Annotated in this window: 15 protein-coding genes; 4 read left to right on the top strand and 11 right to left on the bottom strand. The window is 40.9% G+C overall.

Going from position 1 to position 21192, the window contains the following annotated elements:
- Positions 1–8: 8 nt before the first annotated feature.
- The 7 genes from U735_RS0113810 to U735_RS0113780 form a co-directional block, all read right to left on the bottom strand.
- On the bottom strand, positions 9–446 hold the full coding sequence (locus U735_RS0113810) for a response regulator (RefSeq protein ID WP_031444387.1): 438 nt from the start codon (positions 444–446) through the stop codon (positions 9–11).
- Between the two features lie 500 nt (positions 447–946).
- Complete coding sequence (locus U735_RS0113805; RefSeq protein ID WP_031444386.1) at positions 947–2755, bottom strand: acyl-CoA dehydrogenase family protein; 1809 nt, start codon at positions 2753–2755, stop codon at positions 947–949.
- Between the two features lie 80 nt (positions 2756–2835).
- A complete protein-coding gene (locus tag U735_RS0113800; RefSeq protein WP_031444385.1) occupies positions 2836–4029 on the bottom strand; it encodes an acetyl-CoA C-acyltransferase in 1194 nt (397 codons plus the stop codon).
- 58 nt (positions 4030–4087) lie between these two features.
- Entirely contained in the window at positions 4088–4447 is a 360-nt protein-coding gene (locus U735_RS0113795; protein ID WP_031444384.1) for a four helix bundle protein, read from the bottom strand.
- Positions 4448–4482: 35 nt separating this feature from the next.
- Complete coding sequence (locus U735_RS0113790) at positions 4483–6873, bottom strand: 3-hydroxyacyl-CoA dehydrogenase/enoyl-CoA hydratase family protein (protein WP_031444383.1); 2391 nt, start codon at positions 6871–6873, stop codon at positions 4483–4485.
- Between the two features lie 127 nt (positions 6874–7000).
- Positions 7001–7432, bottom strand: coding sequence for a MarR family winged helix-turn-helix transcriptional regulator (locus U735_RS0113785; protein ID WP_031444382.1), 432 nt, complete (start codon positions 7430–7432; stop codon positions 7001–7003).
- 136 nt (positions 7433–7568) lie between these two features.
- Positions 7569–9341 (bottom strand): AMP-dependent synthetase/ligase, encoded by a 1773-nt coding sequence (locus tag U735_RS0113780; RefSeq protein WP_031444381.1) that lies wholly within the window; start codon positions 9339–9341, stop codon positions 7569–7571.
- 484 nt (positions 9342–9825) lie between these two features.
- Between U735_RS0113780 and U735_RS0113775 the strand changes: the two genes are divergently transcribed.
- The gene (locus U735_RS0113775; protein ID WP_031444380.1) at positions 9826–10935 is read left to right on the top strand and encodes a glycoside hydrolase family 10 protein; all 1110 of its coding nucleotides are present in this window, start codon (positions 9826–9828) and stop codon (positions 10933–10935) included.
- 98 nt (positions 10936–11033) lie between these two features.
- Here U735_RS0113775 and U735_RS0113770 read toward each other — a convergent pair whose 3' ends face one another.
- From U735_RS0113770 to U735_RS0113760, 3 genes are all read right to left on the bottom strand, one after another.
- Positions 11034–11486 (bottom strand): GNAT family N-acetyltransferase, encoded by a 453-nt coding sequence (locus tag U735_RS0113770; RefSeq protein ID WP_031444379.1) that lies wholly within the window; start codon positions 11484–11486, stop codon positions 11034–11036.
- Between the two features lie 2 nt (positions 11487–11488).
- On the bottom strand, positions 11489–15175 hold the full coding sequence (purL, locus tag U735_RS0113765; RefSeq protein WP_031444378.1) for a phosphoribosylformylglycinamidine synthase: 3687 nt from the start codon (positions 15173–15175) through the stop codon (positions 11489–11491).
- A 143-nt stretch (positions 15176–15318) separates the two neighbouring features.
- Positions 15319–16185 (bottom strand): cation diffusion facilitator family transporter, encoded by an 867-nt coding sequence (locus U735_RS0113760; protein WP_031444377.1) that lies wholly within the window; start codon positions 16183–16185, stop codon positions 15319–15321.
- Positions 16186–16382: 197 nt separating this feature from the next.
- On the opposite strand from U735_RS0113760, the gene U735_RS0113755 reads away from it, so the two are divergent.
- On the top strand, positions 16383–18194 hold the full coding sequence (locus tag U735_RS0113755; protein WP_031444376.1) for an acyl-CoA dehydrogenase: 1812 nt from the start codon (positions 16383–16385) through the stop codon (positions 18192–18194).
- 103 nt (positions 18195–18297) lie between these two features.
- Positions 18298–18738, top strand: a complete 441-nt coding sequence (locus tag U735_RS0113750) for a hypothetical protein (RefSeq protein ID WP_031444375.1) — start codon at positions 18298–18300, stop codon at positions 18736–18738.
- A gap of 62 nt (positions 18739–18800) precedes the next feature.
- Here U735_RS0113750 and U735_RS0113745 read toward each other — a convergent pair whose 3' ends face one another.
- Positions 18801–20024, bottom strand: a complete 1224-nt coding sequence (locus tag U735_RS0113745; protein ID WP_031444374.1) for an RsmB/NOP family class I SAM-dependent RNA methyltransferase — start codon at positions 20022–20024, stop codon at positions 18801–18803.
- Positions 20025–20095: 71 nt separating this feature from the next.
- Between U735_RS0113745 and U735_RS0113740 the strand changes: the two genes are divergently transcribed.
- Positions 20096–21127 carry a beta propeller repeat protein gene (locus U735_RS0113740; protein ID WP_031444373.1) on the top strand — a complete coding sequence of 344 codons (1032 nt, stop codon included), beginning with the start codon at positions 20096–20098 and terminating at the stop codon, positions 21125–21127.
- Positions 21128–21192 lie beyond the last annotated feature (65 nt).

The raw sequence follows: 21192 nt of genomic DNA, 5'->3' as shown, positions 1-21192 counted from the left end.
TTAAAGTTCTAGACAATGACCGTAAAATTCAAATCATCACTGGTCTTTGAGGTTGTATTTTGAAAAGGCTTCAAAGATTTATATAATACGGTTTTCAATTGGTTGTATGAGTTGGGTTTCTTTATGTAAAGATTTGCTCCGGCCTCTTTCAGTTGGTCTACTTCATTTTGATTAAACGATGTGGAATAAATGATTATTTGGATTTCCGACAATTCGGGGATGCTACGGATATCCGTTAGGCATTCAAATCCGTCCATAAGGGGCATACGTAGGTCTAAAAAAATGGTGTCTGGCTTGGGGTTGCCAGAATATAATTCTGCCATTAGGTCGACCCCATTTTCAAATTGTTTTACCGAGGTTTCAATTGGCAATTCGGACAAGGCGTCCATAAAAAGTTCCCGATCATCTTCATCATCGTCCGCTAGAAAAATGTTAATAGGATTCATAACTTTATATTTTAATTGATTATTTGCCGGCTGAGGAATATTATATTTACATTGATTTATGCACTTAAATCCTGATTATCACAATATAGGTATGTCACCATTCCAACTTGGATGACTAATTTTCAGTTTTTTCTGTTTGCAGTTTTCGGAAGGTTTTAAAATTTCCTGCAAACTGTTTTAGCTCCACATAATCATAAATTTAGGGGAAGTTTTAAATAAAGGATGCGTCAAATGAATAGAATATTAACTCGAAAAATCTTTTGGTCAATCAGCAGAAATAAAAAGTATCCGGAAAATTGGCCTATGCGTGGCCGGTACCATTCGCTCTTATAGCTTCTGTATTCACTTTTATATTTCAAAATGGATCAAGTTTCCTAGATAATGCTTAAACCTTTTCTTATTTCTCTGGATAATAGTATAAAATAAAGAACCGCTCTTTTTAGGGCGGTTCTTCGGTTTCGCTTCATTACGAAGCATGAGCTTGAGTTAGTCAATCTTCACTAAAAACAATACTTGTTTTCAGCCTTGAGTTTATCGGCAATTGTATTTCGCAGTTCAACTACGTTGGGTTGGTTTGTATATTTCGTAAAACGCTTTAGGCCCATAAGCATCATACGTTGCTCATCTCCCTCGGCCATTGAAATTATAGCTTCCTTGCCATTTTTTATAACAGTGTCCACTGCATTGTACAGGTACAATTTGGACATAGCTATTTGTTCTTTTTGGGCCGCTTCCCCAAATCGTTTTGCATTTTTTTCAGTTCTTAAGATGGCAGATTCCGCCAAATATATCTCTATCAAAATATTGGATGCAGCCAACAGTAACATTTGATGTTCATCTAGGCCAGGTCCATATTTCTGGACCGCAGAACCGGCCACCATTAAGAAAACTTTCTTAAGCTTTGCAACCATTTCTTTTTCTTCAGACAACAATTCGGAATAGTCCGGGGTGTCAAAAGAAGGAATGCCCATTAGTTCATTCCCTACGGCCGTAGCCGGACCCAAAAGATCTACATGCCCTTTCATGGCTTTTTTGACCAATAGGCCAATGGATAACATTCTGTTGATCTCATTGGTACCTTCATATATTCTGGCTATACGGGCATCTCTCCAGGCTGCTTCCATTGGGGTTTCCTCGGAAAAGCCCATACCGCCAAAAATTTGGATACCCTCATCCGAGCAGTTCTGAACGTCTTCGGATACGGCAACTTTTAATATGGAACATTCAATGGCATATTCCTCTACACCTTTAAGTTCTGCTTCCTGGTGGCTATTACCGGCCGCTAAGCGCATGGCAATACGGTCCTCAATATTTTTGGCAGCTCTATATGAGGCAGCTTCCCCAGCATACAAACTGGTCGCCATTTCCGCCAACTTCGATTTTATTGCCCCGAAATCTACTATGGCTGTTTTAAACTGCTTACGTTCCGTAGCATATCTTAAGGCGTTGGTAGTAATTCGTCTTTGCGAGTCCAAACAGGCGGCCGCCAATTTAATTCGTCCAATGTTTAAGGCGTTCATTGCAATTTTAAAACCATTTCCCCTTTCGGAAAGCATGTTTTCAACTGGAACTACCGTATCGTTAAAGAAAACCTGTCTGGTAGAAGAGGCACGGATTCCCAATTTATGTTCTTCCTCCCCCAAAGTAATACCATTACTAGGATCATTTTCTACTATAAATCCGGTTATATTTTTGTCATTTTCAATTCGTGCAAAAACAATAAATAATTTGCAGAACCCGGCATTGGAAATCCACATTTTCTGGCCATTTATCTTGTAGCTCTTACCATCTGCGGAAAGAGTAGCTGTGGTTTTGCCCGAATTGGCATCACTACCCGCCCCTGGTTCTGTTAAACAGTAAGCACCGAACCATTCACCTGTGGCCAATTTTGGAACATATTTTTGCTTTTGGGCTTCGGTACCGTATAAAGTTATGGGCATGGTGCCTATACCGGTATGTGCACCAAAGGCTGTACTAAAGGAACCACTACCACTAGAAATATATTCACAAACGATCATAGTGGAAATAAAGCCCATTCCCAATCCACCATAGGCTTCAGGAACGGCAACACCCAAAAAGCCCATTTCTCCGGCCTTGGTCATTACCTCCTGTGTCAGGGCATAATCCTTGGCTTCGAAACGATCCCGATTGGCTACAATCTCCCGATCGTTGAACTCAATAACGGAGTCGCGCATCATTTTTTGCTCTTCGGAAAAATCCTCAGGCGTAAAAATATCCTCACAATTGGTTTCCTTAACTAGGAATTGTCCACCCCTTAATATTTCTTTAGTTGTTGTTTCTGTACTCATTGTTCTTGTTATTAAGTTTTTAATATGTATTGAAGGGTATATTGAAATAGCAAGCGCCTCAATAAATATGTCTTGTAATTTTAATTTAAAAATTCAAAAATACCCGCTGCTCCCTGTCCAGTACCTACGCACATGGTCACCATGCCGTATTTCCCTTTCATATCCCTCTTTCTCATCTCATCAAAAAGTTGAACGGACAACTTGGCTCCTGTACAGCCCAAAGGGTGGCCAAGAGCTATGGCCCCCCCATTTACATTGACTATATCATTGTTTAGGTCTAGCTCTCGAATTACAGCCAATGACTGTGAAGCGAAGGCTTCGTTCAGCTCTATCAATTCAATATCGTTCTGTTTAAGACCGGCTTGTTTTAGGGCTTTTGGAATTGCTTTTACAGGGCCAATTCCCATGATTCTGGGTTCAACTCCGGCTGCGGCATAGTTGACCAATCTTGCAATTGGTTCCAATTTTAGCTCCTTTACCATATCTTCACTCATTACCAGTACAAAAGCTGCGCCATCGCTCATCTGTGAGGAATTACCGGCAGTGACACTTCCCCCTGCGGCGAAAACCGGACGCAGTCCTGCCAGAGCTTCCTTGCTGGTTCCTTTACGTGGTCCCTCATCTTTGGTCACTGTGTATTTTTTTGTTGCCCTCTTTCCGTTATCATCAACGTAGGTCTGTTCTACCTCAATAGGAACAATCTGACTTTGAAAACGGTCCTCGGCCTGAGCCCTAAGCGCTTTCATATGCGAGTTGTAGGCAAACTCGTCCTGGTCCTCACGGGATACATTAAATTGTTTGGCTACCGCTTCCGCAGTATTTCCCATGCCCCAGTAATAATCTTCGTGACCGGCCTTTGCAAGGTCATAGTTGAGCTCCGTTTTATAACCGGTCATAGGAACGGCACTCATACTTTCTGCTCCACCAGCAATGATACAGTCGGCCATGCCTGCTTGTATTTTGGCGGTGGCTATACCAATAGTTTCTATTCCAGAAGAACAAAATCTATTTACCGTAACCCCCGGTACATCAACAATATTAAGTCCCATTAAAGAGATTAATCTGGCCATGTTCAGACCTTGGGAACCCTCGGGCATAGCGTTTCCAACAATAACGTCATCAATGCGTTTTTTGTCCAATTGTGGCAACTCATTCATCATATACGCTATGGTTTCGGCAGCCAGCTCATCCGTTCTCTTAAAACGGAAAACACCTTTTGGGGCTTTTCCTACTGCGGTCCTATATGCTTTTACTATAAATGCTTGTTTGTTCATAGTTCTATTTTTGTTTTGAAGTTGAGATTTTAGACTACTTGATGCTAGAGTCTAGACCTTACTTATCTAAATTGTCGATAAATGAGGCAATCATTTTTTGAATTTGTAAAATTTTAGTTTCAAGTTCTTCGAACTTCTCTTCATCCAAATATTTTTCATTATACGAAACAATTAATTGAGTTTCCCATTCGAAAGCAGAACCCAGACTATTCTCTAAATATTTAATAAAATGTCTATTAGTACTTTTACTTGACCCTTCAGAAATATTAGATGGAATGGAAACCGCAGATCTGTTCATTTGACTAATTAAATTAAACCTTTCAAAATCCGGATAAGTTCGTGTAAGCCTATAGTTCTCACTTACAATTTCCATTCCTTCTTGCCATATTTTCAATTTCTTAAAATTATGTCGTCCCATTTGGTCTAGTCTCTAGGGTCTAATCGTCTATTATCTTAATTTCTTAACGGCTTCCCTGTCTTCAACATATGTTGTATTCGTTCCAAGGTTTTTCTTTCCGTACAGAGGGATAGGAATGCTTCCCGTTCCAGATCCAATAGATATTGTTCAGTGACCAAGGTTGGTTCCGACAAGTCACCACCGGCCATTACATAGGCTAATTTGTTGGCAATCTTATGGTCGTGTTCACTTATATAATTACTGTCCTCCATGGCATCCGTTCCTACCAAAAACATACCTAGGGCCTGTTTTCCAAGAACCTTTACGTCTTTTCTCTTTGGAGGTTGGGTATAGCCCTGTTCTGCCATTAGTTTGGCGTAAGCTTTGGCTGTTGCAATTTGTCGGTCCTTATTTACGACCACTATATCTTTCCCTTTTTCAAGAACTCCCATATCATAGGCCTCATAAGCGGATGTTGAAACTTTTGCCATTCCAATAGTGAGGAAATATTCTTGAAGTACATTAAGCTCAACATCATTTTTCCTAAAGGTATCTGATGCCCTTAATGCCATTTCCTTGGAACCACCACCTCCTGGTATGACCCCAACTCCGAATTCTACCAGCCCCATGTAGGTTTCAGCTGCGGCAACAACCTTATCGGCATGTAAAGACAACTCACAACCACCACCCAAAGTCATTCCGTGTGGGGCAGAAACAGTAGGAATGGATGAATAACGCATACGCATCATTGTATCCTGAAACATCTTTATGGCCATGTTAAGCTCATCGTATTCCTGTTCCACGGCCATCATAAATATCATTCCAATATTGGCGCCAACAGAAAAGTTGGGTGCCTGGTTGCCCACCACCAGACCTTGAAAGTCTTTTTCTGCCAAATCAATGGCCTTGTTGAGTCCGGCCAATACATCGCCACCAATGGTGTTCATTTTGGACTGGAATTCCACATTCAATATACCATCGCCCAAATCCTCAATAACAACTCCCGAGTTTTTCCAAACCTCATTGGATTTTCTAATATTGTCCAAAATGATAAAGGAATCCTGACCTGGTATTTTCGCCATCGCCTTTTTGGGAATGTCGTAGAAATAGGTTGCCCCGTCTTTAATGGTGTAGAATGATTTATTTCCTGAGGATATCATTTCGGTAACCCAGGCCGCCGGTTGAAAACCTTCGGCTTTCATCATTTCTATCCCTTTTTCAACACCTATGGCATCCCAAATTTGAAAGGGGCCATGTCCCCAGGCAAAACCTGCTTTCATGGCGTCATCTATTTTATATAATTCTTCGGTTATTTCAGGGATTCTATTGGAGGCATATTCAAATAAGGAGGAAAAACTTTTTCTGTAAAAGGCACCTGCCTTGTCCTTTCCGGTAACCAACACCTTAAATCGGTCGATTACATTTTCTATGGATTTGGTGAGTTCAAGAGTGGCAAAACTAGCCTTTTTACTGGGTCTGTATTCCATTGTGTTCAGGTCCAAGGCCAATATTTCCCGACCTTCCTTTTTATAGAAGCCTTGCCCTGTTTTACTTCCGAACCATTTATTTTCCATCATTTTTCCGATGAAATCCGGAAGTGTAAATTGTTCCCGTCTTTCATCATCCTTACAATTTTCTGCAATACCATTGGCGACATGTACCAAAGTGTCCAAGCCAACAACGTCTACGGTGCGGAAGGTGGCCGATTTTGGTCTACCTATTACCGGTCCTGAAAGTTTATCTATTTCCTCAACGGTAAGGTCCATCTCCTTTACGGCATGGAACAAACTCATTATGCTAAAGGTACCTATTCTATTACCAATAAACGCAGGAGTATCTTTGGCTATCACCGAGGTCTTGCCTAAAAACTGTTCCCCATAGCCATTTAAGAAATCCAATACTTCGGGAGAAGTTTTGGGTCCAGGAATTATTTCAAAAAGCTTTAAGTATCGGGCCGGATTAAAAAAGTGTGTTCCGCAGAAATGTTTTTGGAAATCTTCACTTCTTCCCTCACTCATAAATTTTATGGGAATGCCCGAGGTGTTGGAAGTAATTAAAGTGCCCGGCTTTCTGTGCTTGTCCAGTTTTTCAAAAACTATTTTTTTGATATCCAGACGTTCTACTACCACTTCAATGATCCAATCTACCTGTCCAACTTTGGAAATGTCGTCCTCAAGATTCCCGGTCGAGATTCTTTGGGCAAAATTTTGATGATAAATAGGGGAGGGTTTGGATTTTAATGCAGCGGCCAAGGAATCGTTTACCAATCTATTTCTAACTACCTTATCCACTAGGGTAAGGCCATTTGCTTTTTCTTTATCATTGAGTTCCCGTGGTATAATATCCAAGAGCAATACCTCCACTCCTATGTTGGCGAAATGGCAGGCTATGCCGCTTCCCATTATACCAGAACCAATAACTGCTACTTTTTTAATGTGTTTGTTCATCAATAAAAAGGTGTTAACTAGTTTTTTACTCGATAATCGAGATTTAAATGCTCCGACGCTTGCGTCGAAATCAAAATTAAATTTCCTTTCAATGCCTCGTGGTCTTGCCCCGAGGTAGTTTACTCTATTAATAAATTTTCTTTTCCGCAATTAGTTTGTTGATAATCTCCGTTACCTCAAAAAAAGTTTCCAATTTTTCTTTGGGTACATGTGTCTTCACCACATCGTTGAAACGAAGTACAACATCTTTTGAATCCTTCCTCTTTTCCAGGCCAAAAGCCGTGAGGTGTATCAGAACACCCCTACCATCATTGGGGTTTGGCCTGCGTTCAATAAGTCCCTTTTCCTCCATACTTTTCAATATCCGCGAGAGACTCGTGGCCTCCATACCCATTTTTGGGCCAAGGGCGGTAGAGGGGGTACCGGTTTTGGGGTCTATACTCAATAATGTAAAGCCTACGGCCATAGTACTGTTGAATTTCCTCGCCTCCTCGTTATACATCTTTGTGACCGCTTGCCAAGTTGCTCGGAGCGCGTAATCTATTGTTATGTCTTGCATGCTGTTTTGTTGGTTCTTTCAAAGATATAAAAATATATTATGCATGCATAATATATTTCAAAAAAAATATGGCCTCTATAAAATAAAACAGCTTCTGGTTACAGAAGCTGTTTTTAATTTGGTTTGGGACAAGTCACTAATGCCGGTAAATGTCATTGTAAAGATCCATATACTTTTCTTTTACTATTTTTCGCTTTAATTTCATGGTAGGCGTAAGGTGCCCGTCGTCTATGCTCCATACATCTGGCGTAAGTCTAAATTGTTTCACCTTTTCCCATTTGGCAAAACTTTCATTGGCAGCATCCACTTCCTCTTGGAATCTGGCATTTACTTTTTCATTTTGGACCATTTTTTTATTGTCGCCAACCTCTATATCGTGCATTTTGGCCCAATTGCGTAAAAATTCAAAATCTGGTTGTATCAAGGCTGCCGGCATTTTTTCCCCTTCGCCTACAACCATTATTTGTTCTATAAATCTGGATTGCTTAAACCTGTTTTCCAATAGTTGGGGCGCAACATATTTACCTCCTGATGTTTTGAACATTTCTTTCTTTCTGTCCGTGATCTTGAGAAATCCATCGGTATCTATCTCTCCAATATCCCCAGTATGAAAATATCCATCCTTTATAACCTCAGCTGTTTTTTCAGCATCCTTGTAATAACCCAACATTACTTGTGGCCCTTTAACACATATTTCACCGTCTTCCGCAATTTTTACTTCTGTATTAGCCAATAATTTTCCAACGGTCCCTATTTTAAATCCGCCATCCCTCATATCGTTCACAGAAACCACTGGTGAAGTTTCCGTAAGTCCGTATCCTTCCATAACCCCAAAGCCAGCGGCATTGAAAATACGTGCCAATCTAGGCTGTAAGGCAGCACTACCGGAGGCTATCAGAGAAAGATTGCCTCCTAACCCGTCTTTCCACTTGCTAAAAATTAATTTTCTGGCCATTGCCAATTGCTGTTCGTACCACCAACCGTTCTGCCCGTATGGTTCATATTTCAATCCCACTTCTACAGCCCAGAAAAACAATTTCTTTTTTATTCCTGTAAGTTCGGTTCCCTTGGCAATGATTTTATCGTACACTTTTTCCAATAATCGGGGTACAGCGGTCATTACATGGGGGGCGCACTCTTTTAGATTGTCGCTTATTTTATCCATGGACTCTGCAAAATAGATAGTGACCCCAGCGTATTGATAGAGATACATCATCATTCGTTCATAGATATGGCAGACGGGCAAAAAGCTTAAACATGTAGTATTGCCATAATCTATGGGCAGACGCTTGGAACTTTCAATGGCATTGCATACCACATTGTTGTGGGTGAGCATTACCCCTTTAGGTCTACCAGTGGTCCCGGACGTATAAATCAAGGTAGCCAAATCATCCGGCTTCACCTTATCCTTAAGTTTTTCTACCTCATTTTGGTTGGCGGTATCCGTACCCAATTCCAAGATTTCGCTCCAATTCTTGCAGTTCTCCAGTACGTCAAAGGAGTATACATCCTTTAAATGTGGTGTAGTCGCTTTTACGGCATTGACCTTGTCAAAAACTTCTGTGCAGGACACAAAAACATATTTGGCTTCTGAATGATTTAGAACATAAGCGTAATCTTCTTCCGAAATGGTAGGGTATATAGGAACGTTTTGTGCCCCAATTTGAAGTATTCCAATGTCCATTATATTCCATTCCGTTCTGTTGGCCATGGAAATTAGGGCAATTTTGTCATTAGGTTTTACGCCTAGTCGCAACAAGGCCCTACTAATAGCATTTGCCTTGTCTATATATTCCTGGGTAGATGTTGCAACCCATTCTCCATTGTACTTTGTGACCAGTGATTTTTTTAAATTGAATTTCTCTAATTGATAATAAGGAAAATCAAAAAGGCGGGTGATTTCTTGCATATTTAATTTGCTGTTCGTAATCGCAAATTAAGAAAAGGGAACGGTATTTTAAAATCACATTCGTATAAAAAATGTAAAAAAATTAAGGAGTCTTCATTTTATCTGCTAAAAATTGTTCCTTTTTGGCTTTGTTTAATTGGACTGGGGAGTTGTAACCGAGATATTTTTAATTAGTGATCTGATCTTGAAGAGCCTTGATTTATTCCTGATTTTCGCCCATTTTTGAATAGGATACTATTGTTTTTAGTAAAGATTTACCCTTATTAATGTTTCCTTAAGTAGAATTAATTCTAAGGCAGAATAATGTTGTTTGTATTAATTCCGAGGTTACTTAGCTAAGATTTATGGCTAGGAAGCTACAAAATGATTAAGTTCAAACTTTAATGCACCAAATTCCAATATAAACGTTTCTGCCTATTTTTAGGACATCTGGAGCGTTAGGGTGTGTGCATATCTAATTATTATTAACAATTAAACTAAACCAATGAAAAAGCTTTTTGTAACGGCAGTAGTTATTTTTACTATGATTTCCTGTGCCGAAAAAACTAAAATCCCTGTATATGCATGGACTGGTGGTCCTGGGGAGGCTACAGATCAAGAATTGATGGCAACTTTTAAGAATTATAAGGAAAAAGGGATAGATGGCCTGATGTACAACGGCGGACATAATCCAGAAACGTATAAGCGGGTAGGTAAATTGGTAAAGGATGCGGGAATGGAATTCCATACATGGGTACCTACAATGGTGCAGGGAGACAATCCTAAATTGCCACAAGATCTTTATGCGATAAACCGCAATGGGGAGTCAGCTTTTGATAAACCCGCATATGTTTCATATTACAAATTTCTTTGCCCCAATAAGGAGGGTTCATTTACCTTCCTGTCCGAACTATACGGAAATATTGCAGCCGTGGAAGAAGTAGATGGGATACATTTGGATTATATCCGTTTCCCGGATGTTATATTGGCCGAAGGCCTTTGGGACAAATATGGACTGGTGATGAACGAGGAATATCCGGTGGCCGATTATTGCTATTGTGATAAATGTGTAGGTGATTTTAAAGAGCAATCAGGAATCGACATAAAAGAGGTTGAAGATCCGTCCAAAGTACAGGAATGGAAGCAGTTTAGATATGATTTAATTACCAACATTGTAAATCGTTTGTCCAAGGTAGTACATGACAAGGGCAAAAAGATAAATGCGGCGGTTTTTCCAGGTCCTAGCAATGCAATGAAAATGGTTAGACAAGAATGGAACAAATGGGACTTGGATGCCTTTTATCCTATGAACTATAACGATTTTTATTTAAAAGGTCCTGAATGGGTTGGGGAAATAACCAAGGAGGAAGTGGAATCCGTAAACGGAGAAAAGCCCATTTATAGTGGACTTTTCATATGTCCAAACCCGGAGAACAAAACAAAAGAGAATGACCCTGAAAATCACGGATTATTGCCTTCAGAAATAGAAACGGCCATTAGAACTTCCATGGAGAACGGAGCCGCGGGAATTTGCCTTTTTACCCCCGAAAGAATGAAGCCGGAGCATTGGGAGGCCTTTGATAAGGCTATCCATGCAGATTATTCCAAGAAGTAGAAAGTAAATTTGATTTCCTCTAAGGAAGTATAATTATTTATATTAAAATCCCCTGAATAAAAGTCCAACTTCTATTCAGGGGATTTTAATTGGTGGAATTAGAGATGTAGTTTAAATCCTTCGTGGGTAGCTTTGAATCCGATGCCTTCATAAAAACGAATTGCATTGGGGCGTAGTTTGTTGGAGGTCAACTGTATCAAATGGACGTTTTTTTCCTTTGCCCTTTCAATAATCCATTGAAACATTTGTTTGCCAATTCCCTTGCCCGTTTGGTCTTCCCGTACATGGACGTTTTCCACAAGACAGCGTATGCCGCCTAAATAGGTTAGGTATTGGAGAAAGCTTAATTGAAAAGTGGCTACGACTTCGCCCTCGGAATTCTCTATAACGATTAATTCCTGATTTTTGTCCGTATTAATTCTTTCAAAGGCACTATAATACTCTTTGGGAAGCGGGTCCTCAAACCTTTCCCGCAATTGGCCCAAGGTATCATTGGCTATCATTTCTATTATTGATGGAAGGTCTTCCTTGGTAGCTTGTCTAAAGATCATAATTACTCCTTATGGGTTTCCAGCCATTTTCTTGCGTTGACAAATGCCTCTAGCCATGGAGAAACCTCATCCAGTCTGTCAGCAGGGTAATGTGCCCAATTCCACTGGAAAATGGAACGCTCTATATGGGGCATAGTCACCAGATGTCGACCAGAGGCGTCACATAACATGGCTGTATTGAAATCACTGCCATTTGGGTTTGCCGGATAACCTTCATAACCGTAATTGGCTACTATGTTGTAATTTTCTTTGGTCATGGGCAATTTAAATTTTCCTTCCCCGTGGGAAATCCAAACCCCCAAATTGGCACCTTCCAAACTTGAAAGCATAATGGAATTGTTCTTTTGAACAATTACGGAAGTAAATCCGCTTTCGTGTTTATGGGAATCATTAAAGGTCATTTTTCCATGTTCGGCGTGCTCGGGATTGATCAATTCCAATTCCATGAATAGCTGACAACCGTTACAAATGCCTATGGAAAGGGTACCGGGTCTGGCAAAGAAATTCTTTAGTGCCGTATTGGCCTTTTCGTTGTATTTAAAAGCTCCTGCCCAGCCTTTGGCACTTCCCAATACATCAGAGTTAGAGAATCCACCGACTGCACCTATAAATTGAATATCTTCCAAGGTCTCCCTTCCGGATATTAGGTCGGTCATATGGACATCCTTAACATCAAAACCGGCCAGGTACATGGCATTGGCCATTTCGCGTTCCGAGTTACTGCCTTTTTCACGTAGGATGGCCGCTTTTGGTCGCGTTTTTGCCTTAGCTGGCAATTTTCCATCAAAATGGGTTGGAAAAGAGTAGGCTAGGGGCTGATTTTTGTAATTGTTGTAGCGCTCTTTGGCCAAGTTGTTGGCGGTTTGCCTTCGGTCCAATAGATAGGATGTTTTAAACCAGGTGTCACGTAGGGAATTGATGTTCAGTCCCATTTCCATCCCCTGATTCTTTATGGTCAGGGTAGGTGTTGTGCTCACCGATCCAATTTTGAAATACTCAATACCTGAATTGGCCAATACTTTTTCTACCGAGCTGTCCTTAGCTTGAAAAACGATCCCCGCATTTTCTGAAAACAATAATTTGATAGTATCGGCTTCACCTATACTTGTCAAATCCAATGTGGCACCCAAATCAAGGTCGGCAAAGCACAGTTCCAAAAGCGTGGTAATCAATCCGCCCGATGCTACGTCGTGACCGGCCAGGATTTTTCCGTTGAGAATTAACTCTTGGAAAGTATTGAATACGGTCTTAAAATTTTTGGCATTATTTATAGTGGGGGCAGCATCACCAATGGTATTCAATATTTGTGCAAAGGATGATCCTCCCAATTTATAGGAATCCTGGGATAAATTGATGTAATATATGTCCCCGCCATTTTTTTGTAAGACAGGTTCTACCACTTTGCCAATGTCGGTACAGTTTCCGGCGGCGGAAATGATAACGGTTCCAGGAGCTATAACTTCTGCGTCTTTGTAGCGTTGTTTCATGGATAGGGAATCTTTTCCAGTTGGGACATTTATTCCCAGCTCGATGGCAAAATCCGAAATGGCCTGAACCGCCTCATACAGTCTTGCGTCCTCCCCAGGATTTTTACAGGGCCACATCCAATTGGCGGAAAGTGAAACCGAGTCCAAACCGTCTTTTAAAGGTGCCCAAACAATATTGGTCAAGGCTTCAGCGATACTATTTTTACTTCCAGCAGAGGGGTCTATCAATCCTGAAATAGGGGAGTGGCCAATAGAAGTGGCAATTCCTTCCTTTCCTTTGTAATCCAACGCCATAACACCGCAATTGTTCAAGGGTAACTGCAGTGGACCGGCACATTGCTGTTTGGCCACCTTGCCGCCTACACAGCGGTCTACCTTATTTGTAAGCCAATCCTTGGCGGCTACTGCTTCCAATTGCAGAACCTGGTCCAAATAATCATGAAAGTGTTCCAGGGAATAGGATGGGGCCTTATATTTTCTTTTTATTGAGGAATCATTCATTACAGTTTTAGGAGAACTCCCGAACATATCGGATAGTTCCAAGTCCATTGGACTTTCTCCAGTTGTGGTAGATTTAAATGTAAAGCGGTTGTCTCCCGTAACATCGCCAACCTCATACATGGGCGATCTTTCTCTATCTGCAATTCGGTGCAGCATATCAACATCCTTTTTTCCTATGACCAATCCCATACGTTCTTGGGATTCGTTGCCAATGGTTTCTTTTGCGGATAGCGTAGGGTCTCCAATGGGCAGTTTATCCATATCTATTAATCCTCCCGTATCCTCGACCAATTCGGATAGACAATTTAAATGTCCACCAGCACCATGATCGTGTATGGAAACGATAGGGTTATGCTCGCTCTCTACCATTCCCCGTATGGCGTTTGCAGCCCTTTTTTGCATTTCAGGGTTGGAACGCTGAATGGCGTTAAGTTCTATAGTTGCTCCAAATTCTCCAGTATCGGCACTGGATACGGCAGCACCGCCCATACCAATACGGTAGTTGTCGCCTCCAAGGATCACGATTTTATCACCAGTTTTGGGAATATCTTTTATTGCCTGTTCAGCCTTTCCATAGCCAATACCCCCGGCCTGCATAATTACCTTGTCGTATCCTAATTTTCTACCCTGGCCAGTTCCATGGTTTTCATTGGCTTCATCATGTTCAAATGTTAGTACGGATCCCGCAATAAGGGGTTGTCCAAATTTGTTTCCAAAATCGGAGGCTCCGTTGGACGCCTTTATTAGTATATCCATTGGGGTTTGGTACAACCAATTTCTTTCTGGCATTCCCTTTTCCCAAGGCCTGTTTTCTTCCAGGCGGGAATACGCGGTCATATACACAGCAGTTCCTGCCAAGGGCAAGGAACCTTTTCCACCGGCCAAACGGTCCCTAATTTCTCCGCCCGCCCCTGTGGCCGCCCCATTAAAAGGCTCTACAGTGGTTGGGAAATTATGGGTTTCGGCCTTTAGGGAGATAACAGATTCGAATGGTTTTTCTTGGTAGAAATCTGGCTTGTCAGCACTTTTGGGGGCAAACTGCACCACTTTCGGCCCTTTAAGAAAAGCCACATTGTCCTTATATGCCGATACTATATCCCCTGGATGTTCCTGGGATGTTCTTTTAATAAGCTTAAATAGTGATGAAGATTTTTCTACTCCGTCGATAACAAAAGTCCCATTAAAAATTTTATGCCTACAGTGTTCAGAATTCACCTGACTAAAGCCAAACACCTCGGAATCTGTTAGTTTGCGGCCAATTTTTTCGGAGACTTGCTGTAAATAGGCCACTTCCTCATCACTTAGGGCCAATCCCTCCTGTTCATTATATTGGTCAATATCCACTATTTCCAGAATAGGTGCTGGCATTACATCAACCTTAAAAATATCCTGTGAAAGGCCACTATATTTTTGGGAAAGCATGGGGTCGTACCCTTTTTCATCCTCGTCTACTGCAGTAAACTCCTCAATTCTAATTATACCTGAAATTCCCATATTTTGGGTTATCTCTGTAGCATTGGTGCTCCATGGGGTAATCATGGCTGCCCTGGGACCAACAAAAAAGGCGTCCAATGACGCCGCGTTTAATTTAGGTTGGTTGCCAAACAACCACGTAAGTTTTACGCTATCTTCTTGGGTCAGGTCGTTTTTGGTCTGTACCGCAAATATCTTAGTGCTAAGGTCTCCGAAGAAATGAATCATCTAATTATGTAAATTGTAAGGTTGAGAAAGGTGCAAATTTACGGTTTTAATGTGTAATTTTTCATTAGAATAGTTAACAGTTTTGGACAACAATTGTTAATTTCTGTATGTGGTCTAATTTGAAATACCTTGTACTATAATTTTTATTTTGGTTCTATATGAATCAAAACATGTCCAATATTGGGTATATCCCTACGGAGCCTGTCCTTAAGTTTGTGGGACAGGTCATGCCCTTCTTTTACACTAATACTGCCGTTTACCTGGGCATGAAGGTCAATATGATATTTTGTACCGGCCTTTCGGATGAAACATTTTTCAGTTCCCAATATACCATCAACAGTTAATGAAACTTCTCGAATTTCCTCTATAAGGTCATCATATAAATGTTCGTCCATTATTTCGCCAAGGGCAGGTCTAAAGATCAGATATCCATTGTAAAAAATAAAAAATGAGGCCGCCAAGGCAGCCCAATCATCGGCCGTTTCATATCCTTTACCAAAGATCAGGGCAATGGATATACCTATGAATGCCATAATGGAGGTGATGGCATCGCTTCTATGATGCCAGGCATCTGCTTTTAAGGAAGAGCTGTTGGTCTGGATGCTTTTTTTTAAGACCACCCTATACGAAATCTCTTTCCACAAAATAATGACCCCTAGGACCAATAGGGTCCAGGATTTGGGTGTTTTGTGCGGGGTTAAAATATTCATAATGCTTTCATAGGCTATAATCGTTGCCGAGGTAATTAAAAACCCTACTACCAGAAAAGTAATCAAGGGTTCAATCTTACCATGACCGTAGGGGTGATTTTCGTCTGCCGGCCTTTTTGCATATTTAAGTCCAAACAATACCAAGAGAGAGGAAAAAATATCGGTGGTGGATTCAATGGCATCGGCTATTAAAGCATAGGAATTGCCAAAAAATCCTGCCAAACCCTTAATTACGGCCAAAATAATATTTCCAGCTATGCTGAAATAAGTGGTCCTTATGGCCGACTGCTCATTGTTCATTCTTTTGCTAACTTGGATAAAAAAATAAAGGTAAGAAACTTATGTTTGCTTTTTGGGATGGAAAACAGGAAGAGTAGATTCCTGTTTTTCTAGTGCACAGACTTTTCAAATAACTTCATTTCTTACTAGAGGCCTCTATTAGAAGACTAAATTGTATCTTAGGAATGTAATACCAATAAATATTAAATATAATTACCATGGCCAAGGAATATGTAGATATCGCAACATTAAAATATTTGTTATACCATGTACATGGGGTGGAGGATTTGCTAACGGCAGAACGGTTCCAAGATTATGACAAGGATTCTTTGGATTTGTTTATAAATGCTATCAAAGAATTTTCCGACCGTGAATTATTTCCCTATTTCAAAGAGATGGATGAAACACCGGCCATTTATAAAAATGGAACCATAATGGTGCATAAACAGGTTGATGTAATGATGAAGAAGGGTGGGGAAATGGGAATTATTTCCGGTCCTTTTGATTATGGGGATGGGGGCCTGCAGTTACCATTTATAATTCATACGGCTTCGGCCTATATCCAGGAGGCCGCCAACAATCATCTGCCGGGATATGCCGGTTTGACCCAAGGCGCTGCAGAACTGATTGTTCATTTCGCCAATGAAGACCTCAAGAAAACCTATGTTCCCAAAATGTTATCCGGGGCTTGGGGAGGTACCATGTGCCTTACAGAGCCCCAGGCAGGTAGTTCCTTATCCGATATCACTACCAAAGCAACTCCCACCCAAGAAGGTTATTATAAGATATCCGGACAAAAAATATTCATTTCAGGCGGGGATCATCAATATGTAGAAAATGTAGTTCACCTATTGTTGGCCAGAATAGAAGGTGCTCCGTCCGGAACCAAAGGCATATCCTTATTTGTGGTGCCTAAACTTAGGATGGGGAAGGATGGAAGTTTAACCAATAACGATGTGATGACCGTGGCCGATTTTCAGAAAATGGGTCAAAGGGGTTATGCTACCACCCATCTCGGATTTGGAGACAAGGACGATTGCCATGGCTGGCTGGTAGGGCAGGCACACAAGGGGCTTAAATATATGTTTTTAATGATGAACAGTGCCAGGATAAGTGTAGGACGTGGGGGTGCAGCCATAAGCATGGCAGCTTATCAGGCCTCTATGGAGTATGCGAATGAACGACCCCAGGGGCGAAAGCTTTCCAGTGACGGAAAAAAAGATCCTGATGAAAAACCTTGTTTAATAATTGAACATCCAGATGTTAGGCGTATGCTGTTATTGCAAAAGGCAATTGCCGAAGGTTCTTTAAGTTTGGTTTTATTGGCTGCCAAGTATTACGATATTATACAATCCACCAAGGACCCAGAAACCAAGAAAAAGTACGGTCTTTTATTGGAAATGGTAATTCCTATAGTAAAAACTTATCCTACTGAGGCAGGAACTTTATCAGTGAGCAATGGGGTGCAGGTATTGGGTGGATACGGATTCTGTTCGGATTTTATACTTCAGCAATACTACCGCGATATTAGGATATTTAGTATCTATGAAGGTACTACGGGTATCCAATCCCAGGATTTATTGGGACGTAAGGTCCCCATGGAGAATGGAAAAGCTCTGGAATTATTGCTGACTGAAATATTGCATACCATAACCGAGGCAATGGAGTTTGATGAATTGCGTTCTTCGGCCAAAATATTGGGCGATAAGATTAAGTTGACAAGGAGCGTTTTGGATTTTTTGGTTCCCTTTGCCAAAAAAGGAAATTATGAGCGCTTTCTGTCCGATGCCAATTTGTTTATGGAATTTTTAAGTCACGTAGTAATAGGGTGGTTGTGGTTGGATATTGCTGTAAATGCACAGCGAAATATACTGGAGGGGGACCAGACTTATTCCAAAACTTTCTACGAAAGTAAAATCCATACCATGAAATTCTATTTCAAGTACGAGTTGCCCAAGACTGGTAGTTTGGCAGAATCGTTGATGCATCCCGATGTACTCACTACAAATTCCAAGAAGGAGGTTTTTTGAAAATTATTTTTTTCTAAACTAGGTAGGGTAATTTTCCTATTGGTTGTTTTATATACAAACAGTGCTATTAAATAAATCACAGTTTAAATAAAACATTTAAGTTATGAAGAGATTACAATTTTTAAGTTTAGCGATCCTACTTTTTTCTTTTATCGGATCAATAGCCCAGGAAGTAGAATCCACCGAAAAGGAAAAACTTACTTATTATGAACAAAGAGCCAAGGAGGATGCACAATTTGAGCAATCACAGGAATTGGCTGAATCGGAGGAAGAGGAATTTTGGGAATCGCAAAAGGAATATGAGCGTGAATTAAAGAAAAGGGATAGAAAGGCCCATAAGGCTTATATGAAAGGTAAAAGTGACGCCTATGCGGAACATCGTGAGCATTGTGACTCCCATTGTCATCATAGTCAGCATTACCATACCCATGCCAGCTTTTATTATTACCATAACGACCATTACAGTTATAGGAGCTATCCCAGAAGAACAACGGTTCGCACGGGAGTAGGGATTAGTGCTCCTAGTGTTAGAATAGGACTTTAGGAACCAGAACCAAAAAAGAGGCTGTCCATAAGCATGGACAGCCTCTTTTTTTTGTTCATTTTTTATTTTGAAGCGGGTTTCTTTTCCAAAAGGGCCATGTAGAATCCGTCAAATCCAGTTTTGCAGGCATATATGTTGCTATCCTTGATAAGGCTAAAGTCTTTGCCAGCCTCTGAGCCGAGGAATTTCTTTACTTGCTGAATATTTTCTTGTGGCAATATGGAACAGGTGGCGTAGACCAATTTCCCTCCAGGCTTAACTATTCTACTGTAATCCTGTAGGATTTGTTGTTGGGTAACCATAATTTTTTCCAAGAAATCGGGTTGCAGTTTCCACTTGGCATCGGGGTTTCTCTTTAAAACCCCCAATCCTGTACAGGGGGCATCTATTAAAACCCTATCTGCTGTGTCGTATAGCTTTTTAATTACCTTGGTAGAATCTATGGCCCTGGTTTCCACATTATGCGCACCATCGCGTTTGGCCCTTCTTTTTAATTCTTTTAGTTTGTTGCCATAAATATCAAGTGCGATAAGCTGACCCTTATTTTCCATCAGTGCTGCCAAATGAAGCGTTTTACCACCTGCCCCTGCACAGGTATCTACTACACGCTGACCAGGTTTAACGTCCAAAAATGGAGCTACCAATTGGGAGGAGGCATCCTGTACTTCGAACCAGCCATTTTTAAAGGCTTCGGTAATAAATACATTTGAACGTTCCTTTAGCCTTAAAGCATCTGGATACCCTTTTATGGATTCTGTTTCAACGCCTGCTTCGTGGAGAACACTGCTTAAATTATCCTTGGTTGTTTTTAAGGTATTTACCCTTAAAATTACTTCTGCCTGTTCATTTAGGGCATGTATTTCTTTGGTCCACAGGGCCTCGCCCAAGGATTTGGCACAGAGCTCGTCCATCCAATCGGGGACGGATTCCCTATATTTTCTTATTTTGGAGAGTTCATCAAATTTTCCTTTGATCCTTCTTTCCGGGGTAGGTTCAATTTGCTTCCAGTCCGGTAGTTTAATGCCTTTAAGAACGGCCCAAACAGCAAACATTCTAAATAGATTGGGCCTGCTATATGGGGCCTTAACTTCGGCTATTTCGGCGTACAATCTCCTCCATCGCACCATTTCGTAGGTGGTCTCAGCAATAAAACCTCTGTCCCGGGCACCCCATCGTTTGTCATATTTTAATACTTTTTCCACTACCTTATCTGCATATTCACCTTCATTAAATATATAATTTAACGCATCAACAACCGCAAACACTAGATTTCTATGTAATCGCATTTTAAAAAATTAAGATTGCAAAGGTATTGTATTAGAACCTATTCCTATTATTTTTGGGGAAAATTATAAGCATGCGCAATTATTTGGTGATTCTCATTCTATGCATTTTTGGCTCCTGTTCCGAAATGGAAGAACAGAGAGTGTTTAGTGATGTAAAAATAGAGACCATTTATACCGATTCATTGAGCTTTAGGGCCATAGAAATTATGGATGGCGGCAATATGGCATTTGCAGCCAACAAGGGAGCTTTTGGTTTAGTGGATCTTAGGACCAATAAAGTGAGGGTCAATACCCAAAAATATGACAGTATTCTTCCTGAATTTAGGGCAGTAGCACAAAATTCTACCGATTTTTTCATGCTTTCCATTGGTAACCCGGCCTTGTTGTACAAAACCGGAGACAAGGGCACTATGGAATTGGTATATAAGGAAGAGGATGAGAAGGTATTTTATGATGCCATGACCTTTTGGAACGACCAGGAGGGTATTGCCGTTGGGGACAGCATGAATGGGTGCCTGTCTATAATCATTACTAGGGATGGCGGTAGTACCTGGAAAAAAATATCATGTTCTTCTTTGCCAAAGTCGGAAACCGGGGAGGGGGCCTTTGCCGCCAGTAATACCAACATAAAGGTTTTGGGTACAATGGCTTGGATAGGAACTACACATGGAAATGTTTATCACACCAAGGACAAGGGGTTTACTTGGGAAGTTATAAAAACGCCCATAACAAGTGCAGAAACTACCCAAGGTATCTTTTCCATTGATTTTTATGATGAAAACCTGGGCGCTGTTATTGGCGGGGATTATGTTGAACCGGAATTAAATAGTGGGAACAAGGCAGTAACCATGGACGGAGGTAAAACCTGGAAATTGATTGCCGATGGCCAATTGCCAAATTATAGAAGCTGCGTTCAATTTGTGCCAAATTCTAACGGCAAGTCACTAGTTGCCGTTGGTTTTGAGGGTATTGCTTATTCTTATGACACTGGTGAAACCTGGAAGCAACTTTCAGATGAGTCTTTTTATACCCTTAGGTTTATGAACGACACTATTGCATATGCCGCAGGAAAGGACAGGATTGCGAAGCTAATTTTTCGCTGATATGTTATGGTATTGAAAAAGACGATGTTTTAATAGACGGCCTTTGACTTGGAGCTTGGAGAATA

The sequence above is a fragment of the Arenibacter algicola genome (genome assembly GCF_000733925.1).
In the GTDB taxonomy this organism is placed as follows: Bacteria; Bacteroidota; Bacteroidia; order Flavobacteriales; family Flavobacteriaceae; genus Arenibacter; species Arenibacter algicola.
Note: the sequence above shows the minus strand (reverse complement) of the source record. Positions and strands in the feature narration are given on the sequence as shown.